Annotated in this window: 19 protein-coding genes; 15 read left to right on the forward strand and 4 right to left on the reverse strand. The window is 72.2% G+C overall.

The annotated features are described in order from the left end of the window. Positions 1 to 14: 14 nt before the first annotated feature. Positions 15 to 1,001: an MBL fold metallo-hydrolase gene (locus ACZ6TV_RS43955; protein ID WP_465305502.1), complete on the reverse strand. Its 987-nt coding sequence runs from the start codon at positions 999 to 1,001 to the stop codon at positions 15 to 17. A 68-nt stretch (positions 1,002 to 1,069) separates the two neighbouring features. Between ACZ6TV_RS43955 and ACZ6TV_RS43960 the strand changes: the two genes are divergently transcribed. The 12 genes from ACZ6TV_RS43960 (at position 1,070) to ACZ6TV_RS44015 (ending at position 13,114) form a co-directional block, all read left to right on the forward strand. Next, entirely contained in the window at positions 1,070 to 2,599 is a 1,530-nt protein-coding gene (locus tag ACZ6TV_RS43960) for an AMP-binding protein (protein WP_465305504.1), read from the forward strand. Beyond that, positions 2,586 to 3,737 carry an acyl-CoA dehydrogenase family protein gene (locus ACZ6TV_RS43965; protein ID WP_465305506.1) on the forward strand — a complete coding sequence of 384 codons (1,152 nt, stop codon included), beginning with the start codon at positions 2,586 to 2,588 and terminating at the stop codon, positions 3,735 to 3,737. The genes ACZ6TV_RS43960 and ACZ6TV_RS43965 overlap by 14 nt, the downstream gene beginning before the upstream one ends. A gap of 12 nt (positions 3,738 to 3,749) precedes the next feature. Next, entirely contained in the window at positions 3,750 to 4,712 is a 963-nt protein-coding gene (locus ACZ6TV_RS43970; protein WP_465305508.1) for an acyl-CoA dehydrogenase family protein, read from the forward strand. Positions 4,713 to 4,793: 81 nt separating this feature from the next. Then, positions 4,794 to 5,900 (forward strand): LLM class flavin-dependent oxidoreductase, encoded by a 1,107-nt coding sequence (locus ACZ6TV_RS43975; protein WP_465305510.1) that lies wholly within the window; start codon positions 4,794 to 4,796, stop codon positions 5,898 to 5,900. Beyond that, positions 5,897 to 6,895, forward strand: a complete 999-nt coding sequence (locus tag ACZ6TV_RS43980; protein WP_465305512.1) for an LLM class flavin-dependent oxidoreductase — start codon at positions 5,897 to 5,899, stop codon at positions 6,893 to 6,895. Before ACZ6TV_RS43975 ends, ACZ6TV_RS43980 begins: the two co-directional genes overlap by 4 nt. Beyond that, complete coding sequence (locus tag ACZ6TV_RS43985) at positions 6,892 to 8,424, forward strand: class I adenylate-forming enzyme family protein (RefSeq protein ID WP_465305514.1); 1,533 nt, start codon at positions 6,892 to 6,894, stop codon at positions 8,422 to 8,424. Before ACZ6TV_RS43980 ends, ACZ6TV_RS43985 begins: the two co-directional genes overlap by 4 nt. After that, complete coding sequence (locus tag ACZ6TV_RS43990; protein ID WP_465305516.1) at positions 8,421 to 9,410, forward strand: LLM class flavin-dependent oxidoreductase; 990 nt, start codon at positions 8,421 to 8,423, stop codon at positions 9,408 to 9,410. The genes ACZ6TV_RS43985 and ACZ6TV_RS43990 overlap by 4 nt, the downstream gene beginning before the upstream one ends. A 9-nt stretch (positions 9,411 to 9,419) precedes the next feature. Next, positions 9,420 to 10,397: an enoyl-CoA hydratase/isomerase family protein gene (locus tag ACZ6TV_RS43995; RefSeq protein WP_465305518.1), complete on the forward strand. Its 978-nt coding sequence runs from the start codon at positions 9,420 to 9,422 to the stop codon at positions 10,395 to 10,397. Next, a complete protein-coding gene (locus ACZ6TV_RS44000) occupies positions 10,394 to 11,377 on the forward strand; it encodes an LLM class flavin-dependent oxidoreductase (protein WP_465305520.1) in 984 nt (327 codons plus the stop codon). The genes ACZ6TV_RS43995 and ACZ6TV_RS44000 overlap by 4 nt, the downstream gene beginning before the upstream one ends. Next, entirely contained in the window at positions 11,374 to 11,700 is a 327-nt protein-coding gene (locus tag ACZ6TV_RS44005) for a VOC family protein (RefSeq protein ID WP_465305522.1), read from the forward strand. Before ACZ6TV_RS44000 ends, ACZ6TV_RS44005 begins: the two co-directional genes overlap by 4 nt. Next, positions 11,697 to 12,365 (forward strand): NADPH-dependent F420 reductase, encoded by a 669-nt coding sequence (npdG, locus tag ACZ6TV_RS44010; protein WP_465305524.1) that lies wholly within the window; start codon positions 11,697 to 11,699, stop codon positions 12,363 to 12,365. Before ACZ6TV_RS44005 ends, npdG begins: the two co-directional genes overlap by 4 nt. A 2-nt stretch (positions 12,366 to 12,367) precedes the next feature. Then, positions 12,368 to 13,114: an SDR family NAD(P)-dependent oxidoreductase gene (locus ACZ6TV_RS44015; RefSeq protein ID WP_465305526.1), complete on the forward strand. Its 747-nt coding sequence runs from the start codon at positions 12,368 to 12,370 to the stop codon at positions 13,112 to 13,114. A gap of 31 nt (positions 13,115 to 13,145) precedes the next feature. Here ACZ6TV_RS44015 and ACZ6TV_RS44020 read toward each other — a convergent pair whose 3' ends face one another. From ACZ6TV_RS44020 to ACZ6TV_RS44030, 3 genes are read right to left on the reverse strand one after another with little or no spacing between them, the layout of a single operon-like run. Further along, positions 13,146 to 13,943, reverse strand: a complete 798-nt coding sequence (locus ACZ6TV_RS44020; protein ID WP_465305528.1) for an ABC transporter permease — start codon at positions 13,941 to 13,943, stop codon at positions 13,146 to 13,148. Continuing rightward, on the reverse strand, positions 13,931 to 14,875 hold the full coding sequence (locus ACZ6TV_RS44025) for an ABC transporter ATP-binding protein (protein ID WP_465305530.1): 945 nt from the start codon (positions 14,873 to 14,875) through the stop codon (positions 13,931 to 13,933). The genes ACZ6TV_RS44020 and ACZ6TV_RS44025 overlap by 13 nt, the downstream gene beginning before the upstream one ends. A gap of 3 nt (positions 14,876 to 14,878) precedes the next feature. Beyond that, positions 14,879 to 15,442 (reverse strand): helix-turn-helix domain-containing protein, encoded by a 564-nt coding sequence (locus tag ACZ6TV_RS44030; protein ID WP_465305567.1) that lies wholly within the window; start codon positions 15,440 to 15,442, stop codon positions 14,879 to 14,881. Positions 15,443 to 15,544: 102 nt separating this feature from the next. Here ACZ6TV_RS44030 and ACZ6TV_RS44035 point away from each other — a divergent pair, with 102 nt between their 5' ends. From ACZ6TV_RS44035 to ACZ6TV_RS44045, 3 genes are all read left to right on the forward strand, one after another. Beyond that, on the forward strand, positions 15,545 to 16,810 hold the full coding sequence (locus ACZ6TV_RS44035; protein WP_465305533.1) for a PP2C family protein-serine/threonine phosphatase: 1,266 nt from the start codon (positions 15,545 to 15,547) through the stop codon (positions 16,808 to 16,810). A gap of 95 nt (positions 16,811 to 16,905) precedes the next feature. Further along, complete coding sequence (locus tag ACZ6TV_RS44040) at positions 16,906 to 18,207, forward strand: ricin-type beta-trefoil lectin domain protein (RefSeq protein WP_465305535.1); 1,302 nt, start codon at positions 16,906 to 16,908, stop codon at positions 18,205 to 18,207. A gap of 81 nt (positions 18,208 to 18,288) precedes the next feature. Then, positions 18,289 to 18,963 (forward strand): cytidylate kinase family protein, encoded by a 675-nt coding sequence (locus ACZ6TV_RS44045; RefSeq protein ID WP_465305537.1) that lies wholly within the window; start codon positions 18,289 to 18,291, stop codon positions 18,961 to 18,963. The last annotated feature ends 11 nt before the right edge of the window (positions 18,964 to 18,974 follow it).

An 18,974-nucleotide genomic window follows, 5' to 3' on the forward strand; every position in this document is an offset into this window, starting at 1 on the left:
CCTCGCCGGGCGCGTCAGCGGGCGGTGGCCCTGGCGCTGCGGAGCAGGGCCAGGGTGTGCACGAGGGAGAAGCGCCGGGTGCCGCCGCCGAGCTCGTCCCACGGCTTCTTCCACGTCATGCGCCGGGCCACGTCCCAGGCGGTGTCGCCGGGGCCGGCGAGGGCCCGGGCCTGGTCGACCTCGGCCTGGTGGAAGGCCTTGAGCTGCTCGGCGCGGGCGGCGACGTCGCGGTACGGGAACTGGTGTGCGGGGCAGGCGATAGCGGCGCCGAGGTCCCGGATGCGGTCCAGGGAGCGGAACAGGTCCCCGGCGGGGTCGTCGCCGGGGCGGCTGACGATGGCGAGCTGGGTCGGGCCCTCTGCCATCATCGTGTCGCCGGTGAAGACCAGGCCGCGGGTGTCGTGGAAGACGGTGTGCCCGTACGTGTGGCCGGGGGTGTGCACGGCGCGGATCGTCACGTCGCCGAAGTCGAGCTCGAGGCCGGCGGCGGGCAGGGCGCTGTCCAGGCGCAGCGACTCGTGGTGCTCGGCGACCTTCACCGCGTCGGAGTACATGCTGTCGACGACGTCCTGCGGTGCGCCGGTGAGGTCCAGGGCGGTGCCGAGCTGGTCGAGGAAGGCGCCGCGGGTGCGGTGCATCGCGGGGAAGTCGTCGTCGGCGCCCATCAGCACCCGGGCGCCGGAGGCGGTGCGGACCTGGTCGGCGAAGCCGACGTGGTCGGGGTGGTTGTGGGTGATGAGGACGGTGGAGATCGCCTCGACGGTGTGCCCGATCGCGGTGAGGGAGCGCCGGAACGACGTCCAGCAGGACGGGTGGTCGTAGCCGGCGTCGATCAGGACCAGGCCCCGCCGGGTCTCGATCAGGAACACGGTGACGGCGCGCAGCGCGCTGCCGGCGAGGGGCACCGGCACGGCCCAGACACCCTCGATGACCTGGGCGGGGGCCGGCACCTCACGGGCGCGGTAGCTGGCGGCGTGCGCCTCGCTCACGGGTATGGACATCGTGGGGGAGCTCCCTTACTGTTGGGCAACAACATACCGGATGGTCGGAATTTAGTTCAAGGAGTCCGATGACCGAGGACCGGACCGGTTTCCGGCTGTGGGCAGCCGCCGAACCGGACTTGTGCGCGATCGTGACCGCCGACGACCGGCGGATCTCCTACGGTGCGCTGTTCGCCGAGGTCAACCGGATCTCGCACGCGTTGCGCACCCGGCTGGGGCTGCAGGTCGGCGACACCGTCGCGGCGGTGATGACCAACAGTCCGGGCATGGTCGCGCTGTACCTCGCCGCGATGCAGTCCGGGCTGTACCTGGTGACCCTCAACTACCACCTGACCGAGCCCGAGGTCGCCTACATCCTCGCCGACAGCGGCGCCAAGGTCGTGGTCGCCTCCGAGCGGGTCGAGGCCGTGGTGCGCGCCGCCGCCCCGGAGCACGCCAAGGTCTACATCGACGGCACGACGATGCACGAGCTCACCGACGGCATGCCGGACACCAGCCCGCAGGACACCCCGGCCGGCTCGCTGATGATGTACACCTCCGGCACCACCGGCCGCTCGAAGGGCGTGAAGCGGCCGCTCAGCGGCATCGACGCGGACACCGGCGCGCGCACCTATGGGTGGCTGTTCAACGAGTTCGGGATGCAGCGCTCCGCGTTCGCCTCGTGGCTGGTGTCGGCGCCGCTGTACCACTCCGCCAACATCACCCCGGCGATGGGCGCGCTGCACGCCGGCGGCACCCTGGTCCTGATGGACGGCTGGACCCCGGAAGGGTTCCTGCGCCGGGTCCAGGACCAGCGGGTCACCGGCACCAGCATGGTCCCGACGCACTTCTACCGGCTGCTGCAGCTGCCCGGCGAGACGCGCGAGCGCTACGACATCTCCTCGATCGCCTACGTGCTGCACGGTGCCGCGCCGTGCCCGCGGGAGGTGAAGCAGCGGATCCTCGACTGGTTCGGCCCCGTCGTGTACGAGTACTACGGCTCGACCGAGGTCGGCACCACCGTCGCCCGGCCGCACGAGTGGCTCGCGCACCCCGGCACCGTCGGCCGGCCCGCCTCGATCTCCACCCTGAAGATCCTCGACGAGCAGGGTACCGAGGTCCCCGTGGGGCAGACCGGCATCGTGTACATGCGGCAGGGCAACGACAAGGTCGAGTACCACAACGACCCGGGCAAGACCGACGGGTCGCGCCGCGACGGACTCATGACGGTCTGGGACGTCGGGCACGTCGACGAGGACGGCTTCCTCTACATCACCGGCCGCGCCGCCGAGCTGATCCTGGTCGGCGGGGTCAACGTCTACCCGGCGGAGATCGAGGCGGCGCTGCTCACCCACGAGTGGGTCGCCGACGCCGCGGTCGTCGGCGCGCCGGACCCCGAGTTCGGCGAGGTGCCGAAGGCGCACATCGCCCTGCTGGAGGGCGCCCCCGACGGCGACACGGTCGTCGCGGCGCTGCGCACGCACCTGGAGGCCCGGCTGGCGAAGCCGAAGCGTCCCCGCGACTACGTCGTGCACGACGCCCTGCCCCGGGACCCCAACGGCAAGCTCTACAAGACACGGCTCAAAGAAGGCGAGGTCACCGCGCATGGACTTCGATGACAGCGACACCGACCTGGCGTTCCGGCGGGAGATCGGCGGCTGGCTCGACGAGGCGCTGCGCGACGTGCCCGACCAGGAGGACCTGACCCAGGAGCAGCGCGAGCACTGGTCGCGGGTCTGGCAGGACCGGCTGTGTGCCGGCAACTGGGCCGGGCTGTCGTGGCCGGCCGAGCACGGCGGCCGCGGCATGGACTCCCTCGCCCAGGCGATCTTCAACGAGGAGGCGGCCGTCCGCGGCGCCCCCTACCCGCTCAACGGCGTCGGGATGATGCTGGCCGGGCCGACGATCATCGCGCACGGCACCCGCGAGCAGCAGGCCCGGCACCTGCCCGGCATCCTGCGCGGCGACGAGTACTGGTGCCAGGGCTTCAGCGAGCCCGGCTCCGGCTCGGACCTGGCCAGCCTGCGCACGGCCGCGACGAAGGTGGACGGCGGCTGGCTCGTCAACGGGTCGAAGATCTGGACGTCCAACGCGCACAACGCCTCCAAGTGCCTGCTGCTCGCCCGTACCGACGCCGCCGCGCCGAAACATCAGGGCATCAGCTACCTGCTGGCCCCGATGGACCGGTTCACGGTCCGCTCGCTGGTGATGATCAACGGGGACACCGAGTTCAACGAGATGTTCCTCGACGACGTGTTCGTGCCGGACGAGGACGTCCTCGGCGGCGTGGGCAACGGCTGGAAGGTCGCGCTCACCACCCTCGCGTTCGAGCGCGGCAGCATGGCGCTGAACCTGTGGGTGTGGGCCCGGCAGGCCGTCGACCGGGTCATCGACGTCGCCCTCGAGCGCGGCGTCGCGAACGACACCGCGTTCCTGGACACGGTCGGCCAGCTGCAGTGCGACGCCGAGGCGGTCCGGATCGGCTCGATGCGGATGCTCGGCGAGACCCAGGCCGGTGGTGTACCGGGGCCGGAGACCTCGGCGCTCAAGAGCCTGTGGGCCGGGGTGGTGCAGAACGCCAACCGGCTCGCGGTGCAGCTCGACGACAGCGGCGGGGTGCTGCTGGACGGCCCGGGCGCCGCCGCCCGGATGCGCCGCTACCTGCGCGCCCGCGCGCACACCATCGAGGGCGGCACCGAGGAAGTCCAGAAGTCGATCCTCGCGGAGCGGGTCCTGCACCTGCCCCGTTCACGCTGAGCGGAGCCCGGCATGCGCGCGACATTCACCCAGGAACAGCTGGAGATCGCCAAGACCGTCCGGTCCCTCGTGGAGGGGGAGGGGGTCACCGCGAGGACCGCTCTCGAGGACGGCTGGCGGGCCCCGGCGTGCGACGGCCCGCTGCTGCGCGACTTCGGCCTGCTCGGGGTGCCGGAGCCGGCCGGTGGCATCGGCTCGGACCTGATCGACCTGCTGGTCGCCGTCGAGGTCCTCGGTGAGCACCTGGTGCCGAGCCGGTTCCCGGCGCACGCCGCCGCGGTGCAGCTGCTGAGCGGCGCGCCGCTGCCCGAGGACGTCCTGTCCGGGGAGCGGGTGCTCACGCCGGCGATGGACGGGACGGGGCTCGTGCGATACGCGGCCCAGGCCGACGGCCTGGCGGTGCTGCTGCCGGGCAGGGTCGGCATCGCCCCCGTCGAAGGGGTCGTCGCGCGGCAGTCCCTCGACCCGTCGGTGCCGCTGTCCGACGTCACCCTCGCCGAGCCGGCGCGGGTCGCCCCGGCCGGGACCGGGCCGTGGCGGGCCACCCTGGTCGTGGCCGCCGAGCTGTGCGGGGTCGCGCAGGGCGCCATCGACCTCGCCGCCGAGCAGGCCCGCACCCGTGAGCAGTTCGGCCGGGTCATCGGCTCCTACCAGGGGGTCGCGTTCCAGCTCGCCGAGGCCGCCACGGTACGCAAGGCCGCCTGGGACCTCACCCTGTACGCCGGGTGGGCGGTCGACAACGGCCGCGCCGACGCGGAGATCCAGGTGCACGCCGCCAAGGCCGCGGCGGGCCGGGCCGCGGTGTTCGCCGCCGAGCGCTGCATCCAGGTGCACGGCGGCATGGGCATCACCAGGGAGGCGGACCCGCACCTGTTCCTGCGCCGCGCGCTGGTGCTCGACGCGGTGCTCGGCTCCGGCGCCTGGCACCGCCGCCGGGCCGGCGCGCTGCGGGTCGCGGCCCGGGCCGTGAAATAGGCACTGGCCTGCGTTTTGTCTTGCGAAGCCCAGCACGGAACCCGTAACATACCGGCTGGTCGGAATAAACGAGGAGAGATCGTGAAGTTCGGCATCATGAACCTGTTCCCGGTGAACGAAGGCACATCGGACCATCAGGTGCTGCGGGAGACGCTCGACGAGATCCAGCTGGCCGACGAGCTCGGCTTCGACTCGATCTGGCTGGCCGAGCATCACTTCTCCAAGTACGGCATCCTCGGCAGCCCGATCAACTTCGGCATGGCAGTCGCGGAGCGGACCAAGCGCATCACCATCGGCACCGCCGTGCTCGTCCTGCCGCTGCACCACCCGCTGCGCCTGGCCGAGGACATCGCCGCCCTCGACGTCCTGTCCGGCGGCCGGGTGTCCATCGGCGTCGGCCGCGGCTACCAGCCGTCGGAGTTCGCCGGCTTCGGCGTGCCGCTGGAGGAGTCCAAGCAGCGCTACCAGGAGACCCTGGAGATCCTGCGGCTCGCCCTGTCGCAGGAGAACTTCTCCTACCACGGCGAGATCTTCCACTACGACAACATCACGACCTACCCGCGGCCGTTCACCCCGGGCGGCCCGCCGATCCTGCAGGGCACCGTCTCACCGGACAGCTTCCGCGACCGCGGCGCCGTCGGCGAGTCCATCATCACCTCGCCCAACTTCACCCCGCTGGGCATCATGCAGAAGAACTTCAGCCTGTACCAGCAGGCCATGCGCGACAACGGCTTCGACATCTCCACCTACGACCTGCCGTTCATGCAGCAGGTCTGGTGCGGCGACGGCGAGGCGGGGCTGCGCCAGGCCGCGCAGGCCGCGATGAACTACTACAAGTCGGTCGGCAAGGTCATCCCCGGCTCCGAGGAAGCGATCGAGAAGGAGCGCTCCTACTACGCGGCCGTCGCCAAGAACATCGAGCTGCTGACCCTGGAGCAGACGCTCACCCACGGCGGCAACTTCGGCTCCGCGCAGCAGGTCATCGACACCATCGAGATGCTGCGCGAGCAGCTCGGGATCAACCACTACATCGGCTGGCTGCGGATCCCGACGCTGGACCGTGCCGCCGCGCTGCGCTCCATGGAGGAGTTCGCCGCCAAGGTGATCCCGCACTTCCGCGCGCAGGCCCAGCCGCAGTCCCAGGCACAGTCCCAGCAACAGGACAAGACCGCGGCGGTCGTCGGGTGAAGATCAGCTGCTTCCTGAGCGCCCAGTTCGACCCGGCGGCGTCCGCCACCGCCGGCATCGACGACGTGCTGGCCCAGGCCGCCGCCGCCGAGGCGGCCGGGTTCCACGCCGTCTACCTCGGCCACCACTACCTGGCGAAGTCGGCGTTCGTGCAGCCGATCCCGCTCGCCGGCTACCTCGCCGCGGCCACCTCCCGGGTCCGGATCGGCTTCGGCGTGCTGGTCGCACCGCTGCTCAACCCGATCGCCCTCGCCGAGGAGCTGGCGTCGCTGGACGTGCTGTCCCGCGGTCGGCTGACCGTCGGCCTCGGCGCCGGCTACCGCAAGCGCGAGAACGCCGCCTTCGGGGTCGCCTGGGACGACCGGCTGCGTCGCCTCGCCGGCTACGTCCCGCTGCTGCGCGCCCTGTGGAGCGGCGCGACCCTCGACGCCGCCGGCACCTGGGGCGAGGTCCCCGGCGCCTCCCTGGCGCTGCGCCCCGTGCAGCCCGGCGGGCCGCCGCTGTGGATCGGCGCGTTCGCCGAGCCCGCCGTCCGCCGCGCCGCCCGGCTGGACGCCCCCTGGCTCATCGGCCCGAAGGGCGACGACGCGGAGCTGGCCCGGCTGCTCGCCGTCTACCGCGGCGTCCTCGCCGAGCACGGCCACAGCCTCGACCGCGAATACCCGATGAGCCGCGAGGCGGCCGTCGGCGACACCTACGCGACCGCCGCCGCCGGTGTCCGCCCGCACCTGCAGCGCCAGTACGCCGGCTACAAGTCCTGGGACGACGCCCAGGCCATCGACCTGGACCGGTACCTCGCCGAGGACTGCCTGGTCGGGTCCGCCGACGAGATCGTGGCGAAGCTCCGCCGCTGGGAGTCCGAGCTCGGCATCACCGAGGTGTCGCTGCGGCACCAGTTCGTCGGCGCGAGCCAGGACGAGGCCATGGAGCAGCTCGCCCGCTTCGGCGCCGAGATCATCCCGCGCGTCTCGGCCCCGAGCGAGGTGACGGCATGAGCAACCTTGCCCGCGTCCTCGAGGGGCGTGCCGCGGACCGGCCGCACGTGCCCGCGCTGTACGGCGACGACGGCCGCTCGTGGACGTTCGAAGAGGTCGACCAGCTCGCCGGTGGCGTGGCCGCCGCGCTGCGCGCCGAAGGGGTGACGGCGGGGGACCGGGTCGCCTGCTACCTCACCAACGGCCCCGAGATCGTGTTCTTCCTGTTCGGCGCCTGGAAGATCGGCGCCGTCCCGGTCACCGTCAGCAGCCTGTACAACGCCGCGGAACTCGCCGAGTCCCTCGCCAAGACCGCCCCGCGGCTGCTCCTGGTGGACGACCGGCGCCCAGACATCATTGCGGGGTTGCTCGCCGGCGGCCCGGACATCGACGTCCGGGCCGTCGGCGGGGCGGTCGCCGGGGTGCCCGGCCTGGACTGGCGGCGACGGGTCGCCGTGCCCGCCGTGGACGTCGCCGACGACGCCGAGGCCTGCATCCTGTCCACCGGCGGCACCACCGGCCGGCCGAAGTCGGTCAGCGTCACCCACGGCGGCACCCGCGCCTCCCTCGAACGCCTCGCCCGGGTCTCCACCGGCAGCGACGCCGAAGGTACCGCCGCCGTCGACGCCAAGGCGAACCTGATCGCCCTGCCGTTGTTCCACAGCGGGGGCCAGCACTCGCTGCTCTTCGCGTTCTTCGTCGGCCGGCCCGCCGTGGTCTGGGAGCGCTTCGGCGTCGACCGGCTCGCCGAGCTGATGGACCGGTTCGCCTTCGACAACTTCTTCTTCCTGCCCACCATGGTCTTCGACATCGTGCACGCCGACCGGGACCTGCCCTTCGCCGGCGTCAAGTCCGTCCTGGTCGCCGGGCAGGCGATCTCGTGGCCGGTCCGGCGCGCCTTCGAGGAGCGCTACCGCGTGCCGATCCTGGTCAACTACGGCTCGACCGAGGCCGGCCACATCGCCGGCTGGAACGGCCGGGACATGAAGGCCGGCAAGTGGAAGCCCGGCTCCGCCGGCCGGGTCTACCCGGGCGTCGAACTGGAGATCCGCGACGGCGACGGCACGGCCCTGCCGACCGGCGCCGAGGGTGAGATCGTCGTGCGGTCCGAACTGACCAAGGGCTACGTCGACGACGCCGAGGCGTCCCGCGAGCTCGTCCAGGACGGCTGGGTCCACACCGGCGACATGGGGTACGTCGACGAGGACGGTGTCCTGTTCCTCGTCGGCCGGAAGCGCGACATGATCAAATGTGGTGGGTTCCAGGTGTGGCCCGAGGAGATCGAGGACGAGCTGCGGGAACACCCGCTCGTGCGGGACGTCCGCGTGCTCGGCCGGCCCGACGACCGGCTCGGCGAGATCCCGGTGGCGCTCGTCGTGCGCGCCGAGGACGACACCGTCGCCGACGACGAGCTGGCCGGCCGGATCGTCGCGTTCGCCCGCGACCGGCTCGCGCACTTCAAGACCCCGCGGCGGATCGAGTTCGTGCCCGCCCTGGAACGCAGCAGCACCGGCAAGATCAGCCGGGCGGCCGCAGAGGAGCAGCGATGAAGTTCGGGATCATGGCGTCGCACCAGTACCCGCACGGCGACGACCTCGGCAAGCACCTCAGCGACCTGTTCGGCACCGTCGAACTCGCCGCCGAGCTCGGCTACGACTCGGTCTGGACGATCAACCACTTCCAGTCCAACCTCAACACCCCGCAGCCGATCTCGATGACGGCGAGCCTCATCCCGCGCTCCGGGAACATGCTCATCGGCACCGGCATCCTGCTGCTGCCGATGTTCCACCCGGTGCACATCGCCGAGGAGTTCGCCACGCTCGACCACCTGTCCGGCGGCCGGGTCGTCCTGGGCGTCGGCGCCGGCTACCGCGAGAACGAGTTCGCCGCGTTCGGCATCGACCCCGACACCCGCTTCCGCCGCCTCGACGAGAGCCTGCGGCTCATCCGGGCGCTGTGGGGCGGCGAACCCGTCACCACCGACGGCGAGTTCTACCCGCAGACCGACGCGACCATCGGCATCCGGCCGCTCACGAAAGGCGGCCCGCCGATCTGGATCGGCGCCGGCGGAAAGAAGGCCGTCCGGCGCGCCGCCCGGCTCGGCGACGCCTGGTACGCGCCCGGCAACTCGCCGAGCAAGCGGTTCCTGCCCGAGCACCTCGCCGTCTACAACGACGCGCTCGCCGAATACGGCCGCGACCCCGGGAGCGTGTCGCGTCCCGTCGGCGTCGAGCTGTACTGCGCGCCGAGCACCGAACGGGCCGTCGAGGAGGCGCTGCCGCACGCCCGGGTCGAGTACTCCACCTACGCGGAGTACCCGGCGCTGCGCTGGCAGCGCGACCGCTTCGACGAACTGGTCCGCAACACGCTGCTGCTCGGCTCGCCCGAGTTCCTCATCGAGCGCATCAGCGCGCTGCGCGACATGGGCTTCGACCATCTGATCTTCCGGCCCGGCTGGCTCGGCATGCCCACCGACCAGGTCCGCGCCTCGCTGCGCCTGTTCGCCTCCGAAGTGTTCCCCGCCTTCCGTCAGTAAGGAATCGCCGTGAAGAAGACCGAAGCCGAGCTCCTGGAAAACCAGTGGGACGTCGAGAACATGGAGGTCGACCCGGAGGTCCTCGCCAAGTACGTCCGGTACGACGTCGACGAGGAGCGCTCCGTCGCCACCATCACGTTCGACCGGCCGGACCGGCTCAACGCCATCCCGGTCGCCGCGTTCGAGCGGGTCGGCGACCTGGTCCGGGAGGCCGAGGCCGACGACCGGGTCAAGGTGATCGTGTTCAAGGGCGAGGGCGAGCACTTCGGTACCGGCGCCGATGCCGCCGAACTCGGCCACTACATCGGCTACAAGACCGGCACCGACAAGGCGTCCCGGCGCCGCCCCGCGCAGCGGCAGCGCATCCTGCCCGACCGCAACGTGCTCAGCTCCGGCTTCACCCGGCCCATCATCGAGTCGCTGAAGGCCACCATCTGCCAGGTCCAGGGGTACTGCTACGGCGGGCACTTCCAGATCGCGCTGTCCGCCGACATCGTCATCGCCGCGCCCAACGCCCGCTTCACCCACCCCGCGTTCCGCTACCTCGGTCCGGCGCCGCAGGACATGTACCACTGGATCGAGAAGGTCGGCCTGACGACGATGAAGGACGTCATGCTCACCATGCGCGCCATCGGCGCCGAGGAGGGCGAGCGCAAGGGCCTCGTCACGAAGGTCGTGCCCCTCGAGGACCTGCAGCGCTGGACCGACGACTACGCCGACGCGATCGCCGTCATGCCCCTCGATTCGCTGATGATGGGCAAGTCGATGATGCAGGTCGTCATGGAGGCCCGCGGCAAGGGCCTCGGCGCCATGACCGGCTGGGTCGGGCACGGCTGGGCCACCAACGTCAGCTTCGACGAGGGCGACTGGAACTTCCTCAAGGAGCGCCGCGAGAAGGGCATCCGCCAGGCCCTCGAGGACCGGGACCGGATGGTCGCGCCGTACTTCCGCCTGAGCGAGTCGCGGTCCCAAGAAGACGCTTCATGAAGTTCGGCATCCTGCTGGACCATCAGTACGAGCCCGGGGACGACCTGCACAAGCGGACCGGCGAGATCGTCGAATACGTCCAGCACGTGCGCGACCTCGGCTACGACTCGGTCTTCGGCATCCACCACTACCTGTCGTCGCTGTCCACACCGCAGCCGCTGCCGCTGCTGTCCCGCCTGATCGAGCACTCCGGCACGATGGAGCTCGGCACCGGCATCCTCATCCTGCCGCTCGGGCACCCCGTGCACTGGGCCGAGGAGATCGCCACCATCGACCAGATGTCCGGCGGCCGCTTCGTCCTCGGCATCGGCTCCGGCTACCGCGACGACGAGTTCGCCTCGTTCGGCATCGAACGACGCACCCGGGTGTCCCGGATGAACGAGTCCCTCGACGTGATGCGGCAGCTGTGGACCGGTGAGCCGGTGCACCACAAAGGGCAGCACTTCTCGTTGGACGGCGTGCGGTGCAGCGTGCTGCCGGTACAGCGGCCGCACCCGCCGGTGTGGGTCGGCGCCAACGGGCCGATCGGCATCGCCCGGATCGCGCGGCAGGGGCTGCCGTGGCTCGCGCCGTCCAACGTGCGGCGCAACTGGGCCGTCGGCAACCTCGCCGACTACCGCGCCGCCCGCCTCGAGGCCGGGTTCTCCGAGGACGGCGCGGTCTTCCCCATCCACCGGGACCTGTGCGTCGCCGACTCGTTCGACGACGCCTACGCCATCGCCGGCGAAGCCGTCCAGCGCTCCTACGGCGAATACGTCCAGTACGGCATGGACTACTTCGAGACCCAGTGGGAAGGCATCAAGCAGAAGGCCCTGTTCTTCGGCTCGCCCGACGACATCGCCGCGAAGGTGCGGGACTTCGCCGACGCCGGCTTCAACCACTTCGTCTTCCGGGCCCAGTGGCTCGGGCTGCCGATCGCCCGTTCGATCGAGATCGTCGAACGGTTTGCCCGCGAGGTCATGCCGAGGTTCCGTACATGAAGATCGGTCACGTCATCGTCCCCGCCGCGTCGCTGGACGCGCAGCTGGAGTTCTACACCGCGCTCGGGCTGACGACCCGGTTCCGCGACGGTGACCGGTACGCCGCGATCACCGACGGCACGGTCACCATCGGCCTCGCCGACGCCACGCAGCAACCGGTGCCCGGCCGGACCGTGCTGAGCATCCAGGTCGACGACCTCGCCGCGTGCGTCGCCGCGCTGGGCGGCGCCGCCGGGGAAGTGGTGACCGGACCGCACGAGCGGCGCACGGTGGTCACCGACCCCGCCGGCAACCCCGTCGTGCTGTACGAGCGGCTGCCATGACCGACCTGAAGCAGATGACCGTCTCCGTGCTCGGCGGGACCGGGCCGCAGGGGCGGGGACTGGCCCGCCGGTTCGCCGCCGCCGGCCTCGACGTCGTGCTCGGCTCACGGGCCGCCGAACGAGCGGCCGCCGTCGCCGCGGAACTGCCCGGCCGGGTCCGCGGCACGTCCAACGCGGACGCCGCGGCGGCGGGCGACATCGTCGTCGTGGCCGTACCCTGGGACGGGCACGCCGAACTGCTCATCGAGCTGGCCCCGGCGCTCGCCGGGAAGATCGTGGTGGACTGCGTGAACCCGCTCGGCTTCGACAAGCAGGGTGCGTACGCGCTGACCGTCGAGGAGGGCTCCGCCGCCCAGCAGGCCGCGGCGATACTTCCGCTGTCGACCGTGGTCGGCGCCTTCCACAACGTGTCGGCGGTGCACCTCGACGACCCAGAACGGTCCACCGTGGACACCGACGTGCTGGTGCTCGGCGACGACCGGGCCGCCACCGACCTGGTGCAGGAGCTCGCCGGGACCATCCCCGGCGTCCGCGGCATCTACGGCGGCCGGCTGCGCAACGCCCACCAGGTCGAGGCGCTGACCGCCAACCTCATCTCGGTGAACCGCCGCTACAAGGCCCACGCGGGCCTGCGGATCACCGACGTCCATCTCTCGGGAGGCTGAACGTGCAACTCGCCGACACCGCCGCCATCGTCACCGGTGCCGCGTCAGGCCTCGGCGCGGCCACCGCCGCCGCGCTCGCCGCGGCGGGCGCGACCGTGCACGGCTTCGACCTGGCCGACTTCGACGACGCCGCGGGCATCTCCGGCATGCGGGTCGACGTGACCGACCCCGCCGCCGTCCGGGAGGCCGTCGCGGTCGCGGCGGGCGGCCCCGCACCGCTGCGCGTCGTGGTCAACTGCGCGGGGATCGCTCCGTCCGCCCGGGTCCTCGGCCGCGGCGGGGTGCACGACCTCGCCATGTACGCCAAGGTCGTGCAGGTCAACCTGATCGGCACGTTCAACGTCATGGCCCTGGCCGCCGAGCAGATCGCCGCGACCACACCCGACGGGCACGGCCAGCGCGGGGTCATCGTGAACACGGCGTCGGTCGCCGCCTACGAGGGGCAGATCGGGCAGGCCGCCTACGCCTCCTCGAAGGGCGGCATCGTCGGCCTCACGCTGCCCGCCGCCCGGGACCTAGCCCAGCACGGCATCCGGGTCATGACGATCGCCCCGGGCATCATGCTCACCCCGATGCTGGAGACCGTCTCGGAGGAGTACCGCAAGGGCCTCGCCGCCGGCGTCCCCTTCCCGGCCCGCCTCGGCACCCCGGCCGAATACGCCACCCTGGCCCTGTCCATCATCGCCAACGACTACCTCAACGGCGAGGTCATCCGCCTCGACGGCGCCCTGCGCATGTCCCCCCGCTGACGCCGCCCGGCCGCCGCGGCGTGGTGCCGGGTCAGGTGACGTCGCGGCGCATGGGGAAGATGACCGCGATGAGGGACGCGGCGAGTGCGTACACGGTGAGCAGCAGCGCGCCGGCGGCTGGTGGGAGCAGTTGGACGGCGGTGCTGCCGAGTTCCTGGGCCACGGCGTCGGCGACGTAGGTGGAGTCGGTGAGGGCGGCCGTGGCGCCGCCGGGCAGCACCGGGTAGAGCGCGTTGACGCCGGGGACCAGCATGAGCAGCGGTTCGCCCAGGTACAGGTAGCCGACCACGACGCACAGGGCGGCGACCTGGTTGCGCAGCAGGGCGCCCACGCCGGCGCCGACGAGCAGGTAGACGAGCATGGCGAGGCCGATGCGGGCGAGCAGCGCGAGCACGTCGCCGGCCGGCAGGCCGAGCGGGACGCCGCGGGCGGCGGTGACGGCGAACAGGGCCGCGGCGGCGGTCCCGGCGAGGATCAGCCCGTAGGCCAGTCCGGCGACGCCGTAGGTGGCGAGCTTGGCGGCGAGGACCTGCCAGCGGCGGGGCGCGAACAGGAACGTGACGGCGGCGGTGCGGTGCCGGTGCTCGGACGTGACGGCGAGCGCGCCGGCGGCGGCCGGCACGAACGCGGTGTAGCCGAGCAGGCCGAGGACGGCGCGGACGCCGGTCTCGGTGTCCAGTCCGGGCATGGGCGGGTCGAAGTGCTCCGGCCCGACGAGGGCCATCGCGCCCATCAGGCCGCCGCCGGCCAGGGCGGCGGCCAGCAGCAGCCCGCCCCACATGCGGGTGGCGAGCAGCCGGCGGAGCTCTGCCTTGATCAGGTGCCGCATGCGGTGGCCGCCTTGTCGTTGGTCAGGTCGAGGAAGAGCTGCTCGAGGGTGGCGTGCTCGGTGACGAGCCCGTGCACCCGCAGCCGGTGGGCGGCCGCGAGGTCGGCGATGCCGGGCGCGTCCAGCCCGCGGACGCGGAGCCCTTCGCGGACGGATTCGACCTCCGGCGGATCGCCGCCGGGCAGAACCCCGGGCAGAACCCCGGGCAGGACGCCGCGTAGGACATCGGTCAGCCGGTCGGCGTCGGGAGAGTGCACCAGCACCGCCGGCGGCCCGGCGAGCCGAGACAGGGGGCCGGCGGCGACGAGCTCGCCCCGCCGGATCACCACCACGTCGTCGACGAGCTGCTGGACCTCGCTGAGGACGTGGCTGGAGATCAGGACGGTGCGTCCCTCGTCGGCCAGGCGGCGCAGGTATCCGCGCAGCCATCGCATGCCCTCGGGGTCCAGGCCGTTGCCCGGCTCGTCGAGCAGGAGCACCCGCGGGTCGCCGAGCAGTGCGGTGGCGAGGGCGAGGCGCTGCCGCATGCCGGTGGAGAAGCCGCGGGTCCTCCGGTCGGCCGCGCCGGTGAGGTCGAGCAGGTCCAGCAGCTCGGCGACCCGGCTGTCCGGGTGGCCGCCCATCGCGGCGTAGACCCGCAGGTGGTCCCGGGCGGTGTGGCCGGGGTGGAACGCGCTCGCGTCGAACACCGCGCCGACGGTGCGCGACGGCCGGTGCAGTCGCCGGTAGGGCAGGCCGCCGATCGTCGCGGTGCCGGACGTCGGGGACACGAGACCGGTCAGCATGCGCATCGTGGTGGTCTTGCCGGCGCCGTTCGGGCCGAGGAAGCCGGTGACCACGCCCGGCGCGACGGTGAACGTCAGGTCGCGGACGGCGGTGACCGCGCCATACCGCTTCGTCAGGTGCGAGACCTCGATCGTGACCGGTGCCATCGGTCATTCCCTTCCCTGGGGGTCGGCCGCTGCCGGCCGGTCGGCCGGCAGCAGAACGGTGGCCAGCAGGCGGGGCACCCTGCCCTCGCCGGGCTCGTTGCCGAGCAGTGGCCCGATGACCTGGTTGAGGTCGGCGGCGAACTTCGCCAGCTCCGCGTCGCTGAGGTGGAGCACAATCTGCTGATAGCCGGCGCCGTCCGCGGCGAAGTCGACCCGATCGCGGGCGACGTAGCGGGAGAACTCGGACAGCAGGCTCGACACGAACGCGGTGAAATACCGGGCGTGCTCCTCGGGTGTCGCGGTGGCCAGCGCCGCCGGGTCCAGCGTCGCCCCGCCGGCGGGCAGTGCGTAGACCCGCTCGACGGCGCCGCGAATCCTGCGCTGCTCCACCACCTCGAGCAGACCGGCGTCGGCGAGCGTGGCCAGGTGCCGGTAGAGCGTGGCGGGCGGGATGTTCGGCAGGAGCGCCCGGAGGTCGTGGGTGGTCAGCCGGGTCCCGGCGACGGCCCTGAGGATCCGGATCCGCACCGGGTGCAGCGCCAGATCGGCCCATCGTTCCCGCGACATCTCCACACCAGCACGATATCACTATCGATAATGATAACGTTAGCGCGACGGGTCGAGCCGCCTACAGATGTCCGGTTGTTGCCGCGATCGTATGCTTCGAGGGTGGATCACAGCGCTACTTCGATGATGGCGGCGGTGCTCGGCGCGGTCGAGGACGCGGCGCCCGTCGACGCCGTGGAAGCGATCACCCGGGAGCTGGCGAAGGCCCTCGACGCCCGGTCGGCGTCGTTCCTGATCGCCGACCTGGGCGGACGCGCGCTGGTCCGGCTGGCGCACGTGCCGCTGGAGGACGCCACGAGCGAGGACGTCGGCCGCCGCGGCGGTGACGAGGTCGCCACCGTGCTGCCGCTGGAGGGCGGGCCGACGGAGCAGGCGCTGCGCACGCAGACGCCGCAGGTGCTCGACGGCGACGGCGAGTGGACGGTGTGGGCGCCGGTCACGGAGCGCGGCGAGGCGATCGGGCTGCTGGAGCTGGTGCTGCCGGACGAGCCGGACGCCCGGTCGGTGGAGGAGATCGGCCGGATCGCGCATCTGCTCGGCTTCGTGGTGATCGCCAACCGCCGCCACACGGACCTGTTCGAATGGGGCCAGCGCACGACCCCGTTCAACCTGTCGGCGGAGATCCAGCGCCGGCTGCTGCCCGGTGCGTTCACCTGCGAGGCGGGTGCCTTCACGCTGTCGGGCTGGCTGGAGCCGGCGGCCAGCATCGGCGGGGACACCTTCGACTACTCCCTGGCGCGGGACCTGCTGCACTTCAGCGTCACCGACGCGATGGGTCACGGGGTCGCCAGCGCGTTGACCGCGACGCTGGGCGTGGGCAGCCTGCGCAACACCCGCCGCCGGGGACAGAGCCTGGTCGAGCAGGCGGAGACCGCGAACGCCGCGGTGGCCGAGCACGCCAGTGCGGCGAGCACGTTCATCACCGCGATCCTCGGCCGGATCGACCTGGCCACCGGCGTCTGTATGTTGATCAACGCCGGGCACCTGCCGGCCCTGCTGGTCCGCGACGGTCAGGTCGAGCCGGTCCAGCTGCCGCGGAACTTCCCGCTCGGCATGATGCCCGAGGCGACGTTCCGCAGCGGCGACGTCCCGCTGCGGCCCGGCGACCGGCTGGTGATCGTGACCGACGGGGTGCGGGAGCGCCGGGCGGCGAAGCTCGACCTCGACGCGGCGCTGCTGCGGGTGGCCGGCCTGCACCCTCGGGAGGCGAACCGGGCCCTGGCCGACGCGGTCCTGGAGGTCGCGGGTCCCGTCCTCGCCGACGACGCCACGCTGCTCATCATCGACTGGTACGGCGAGCACGGGCAGCGGCGGAGCACGAGCGCGGGCGCCGACCCGGACCGCGCCAGCGAACCCCTGCCCGGCTGAACAGCGGACCGCGGCGGTTTCGAAACCCGTCGACCGGTGTCTATGTGAGCGCTAACGTGCAGCGCGATCGATGCCTGTCGACCCCGGGAGCCGAGATGACCCGCCTGCGCCCGCTGCGCCTGCTCGCCGCCGCCGTGCTGTGCGCACCCCTGGTGCTCGCCGTGCAGGCCGGCGGCGCGGCACCCGCCGCCGCGATCGGACCGAGCACGTCCAGGACGAACGCACCGCCGACGATGGGCTGGTCCACCTGGAACCACTTCGCCGACACGTACGACTTCACCACCATCAAGGCGCAGGCCGACGCCATGATCGCATCGGGCATGCGGGACGCGGGCTACGTCAGCGTCGGCCTGGACGAGGGCTGGTGGCAGGGCAACCGGGACGCCGCCGGCAACATCGTCGTCGACGCCCAGCAGTGGCCCCAGGGCATGGCCGCGGTCGCCGACTACCTGCACGCGCGCGGCCTCAAGGCGGGCATCTACACCGACGCCGGCCTGCAGGGATGCGGCTCGCTGTATCCGCGCAACAAGCCCAAGTACCCCAACCAGGGCAGCTACGGCCACTACGACCAGGACTTCCTGCAGTTCCAGCGGTGGGGCTTCGACTTCGTCAAGGTCGACTGGTGCGGCAGCGACCAGCAGGGCCTCGACCCGAAGCGGCAGTACACGGAGGTGAGCGCGGCCATCCAGCGGGCGTCGGCGATCACCGGCCGGCAGATGACGCTCAACATCTGCGTGTGGGGACGCGACGACCCGTGGACGTGGGGCCCGGGAGTCGGGGACTCGTGGCGCACCAGCGGCGACATCGGCCCGGGCGCCTCGGACAGCCCCGACGTGCCGCCCATCTCGCTGGACCAGGTCATCGACAACTTCGACCGGGCGGTGCATCCCCTCGCGGTGCACACCGGCTTCTCCAACGACGCCGACATGATGATGCTGGGCGTACGCGGCCTGTCCGACGAGGACAACCGCACGCACATGGCGCTGTGGGCGGGGCAGATCACCGGCGTGGCGAACCGGTGCGTGGACATCCAAGGGGTGACCGCCGGGGACGCCGCCAACGGCAACGCGGTCGGCCTCTGGGACTGCAACGGCCTGCCGTGGCAGCAGTGGACGGTCCGCGGCGACGGCGAGATCCAGACGTCGGCCGGATCGGGACGATGCCTGGAGACCCCCGGCTCGGCCACCGCACCCGGCACCGCCGTGCAGGTGCGGGACTGCGCCGGGTCGCCGTGGAGCAACCAGAAGTGGTGGGCACGCGGCGACGGCTCGATCGTCAACCTCAGGTCCGGCCTCTGCCTGGACACCCAGAACGGCGCCACCGGCAACGGCACCCGGCTGGTGGTCAACCCGTGCGACGGCCGGCCTTCCCAGCGCTGGCGCACACCGGCCCGCTAGGACGCGCCCGGGGCAGACGGGAACGGGCCGGCGCGCATAAGGTCGGCCCGGTACCTCCGCGAGACCAGGACGGGGCAGGGCATGGAGCAGGGCACCCGCGACGAGCTGCTCGGCCGCCTCGCTGAGGCGGTCGGGTCCGTCACCGTCGCGCACCCGACGCGGGTCGCCGTCGACGGGCCGCCCGCCGCGGGCAAGACCACCCTCGCCGACGAGCTGGCCGCGATCCTGCGCACCCAGGGCCGCGACGTCATCCGCGCGACGATCGACGACTTCCTCTTCCCCCGGGCGCGGCGCTATCCGCGCGGCGAGTTCTCCGGTGAGGGCTGCTACCTCGACACCCACGACAACGACGCACTGAGGCGGGTCCTGCTCGACCCGCTCGGCCCGGGCGGAGACCGGCGCATCCGGCCCGCCGTCTACGACCACACCACGGACACCGTGCTGTCCCCGCCGGTCACGACCGCCCCCGCCGGTGCCGTCCTGCTCTTCGACGGCGTCTTCCTGATGCGCCCCGAACTCGTCGACCGCTGGGACCTGCGCATCTTCGTGTCGACCGCGCTCGACAGGACCGTGGACCGCGCCGTCGTCCGCGAACGCCGGACGTCGTCACAGGCCGACGTCGAACGGCGCTGGCGCGAGCGCTACCTGCCCGCCCAGCGGCTCTACTTCGCCGCGGCCCGCCCGACCGACCACGCCCACATCGTCGTGCACAACGACGAACCCGGGCGGCCGGCCTGGGAGACCAGAACACCCTGACCGGTACCTGA

It is taken from the genome of Dactylosporangium sp. NPDC051087 (assembly GCF_055586325.1).

Excerpts from the sequence above, each read along its gene's own strand:
- ACZ6TV_RS43955 (WP_465305502.1), bottom strand. The coding sequence starts at position 1,001 with ATGTCCATACCCGTGAGCGAGGCGCACGCCGCCAGCTACCGCGCCCGT.
- ACZ6TV_RS43960 (WP_465305504.1), top strand. The coding sequence starts at position 1,070 with ATGACCGAGGACCGGACCGGTTTCCGGCTGTGGGCAGCCGCCGAACCG.
- ACZ6TV_RS43965 (WP_465305506.1), top strand. The coding sequence starts at position 2,586 with ATGGACTTCGATGACAGCGACACCGACCTGGCGTTCCGGCGGGAGATC.
- ACZ6TV_RS43970 (WP_465305508.1), top strand. The coding sequence starts at position 3,750 with ATGCGCGCGACATTCACCCAGGAACAGCTGGAGATCGCCAAGACCGTC.
- ACZ6TV_RS43985 (WP_465305514.1), top strand. The coding sequence starts at position 6,892 with ATGAGCAACCTTGCCCGCGTCCTCGAGGGGCGTGCCGCGGACCGGCCG.
- ACZ6TV_RS43990 (WP_465305516.1), top strand. The coding sequence starts at position 8,421 with ATGAAGTTCGGGATCATGGCGTCGCACCAGTACCCGCACGGCGACGAC.
- ACZ6TV_RS44000 (WP_465305520.1), top strand. The coding sequence starts at position 10,394 with ATGAAGTTCGGCATCCTGCTGGACCATCAGTACGAGCCCGGGGACGAC.
- ACZ6TV_RS44005 (WP_465305522.1), top strand. The coding sequence starts at position 11,374 with ATGAAGATCGGTCACGTCATCGTCCCCGCCGCGTCGCTGGACGCGCAG.
- npdG (WP_465305524.1), top strand. The coding sequence starts at position 11,697 with ATGACCGACCTGAAGCAGATGACCGTCTCCGTGCTCGGCGGGACCGGG.
- ACZ6TV_RS44020 (WP_465305528.1), bottom strand. The coding sequence starts at position 13,943 with ATGCGGCACCTGATCAAGGCAGAGCTCCGCCGGCTGCTCGCCACCCGC.
- ACZ6TV_RS44025 (WP_465305530.1), bottom strand. The coding sequence starts at position 14,875 with ATGGCACCGGTCACGATCGAGGTCTCGCACCTGACGAAGCGGTATGGC.
- ACZ6TV_RS44030 (WP_465305567.1), bottom strand. The coding sequence starts at position 15,442 with ATGTCGCGGGAACGATGGGCCGATCTGGCGCTGCACCCGGTGCGGATC.
- ACZ6TV_RS44040 (WP_465305535.1), top strand. The coding sequence starts at position 16,906 with ATGACCCGCCTGCGCCCGCTGCGCCTGCTCGCCGCCGCCGTGCTGTGC.
- ACZ6TV_RS44045 (WP_465305537.1), top strand. The coding sequence starts at position 18,289 with ATGGAGCAGGGCACCCGCGACGAGCTGCTCGGCCGCCTCGCTGAGGCG.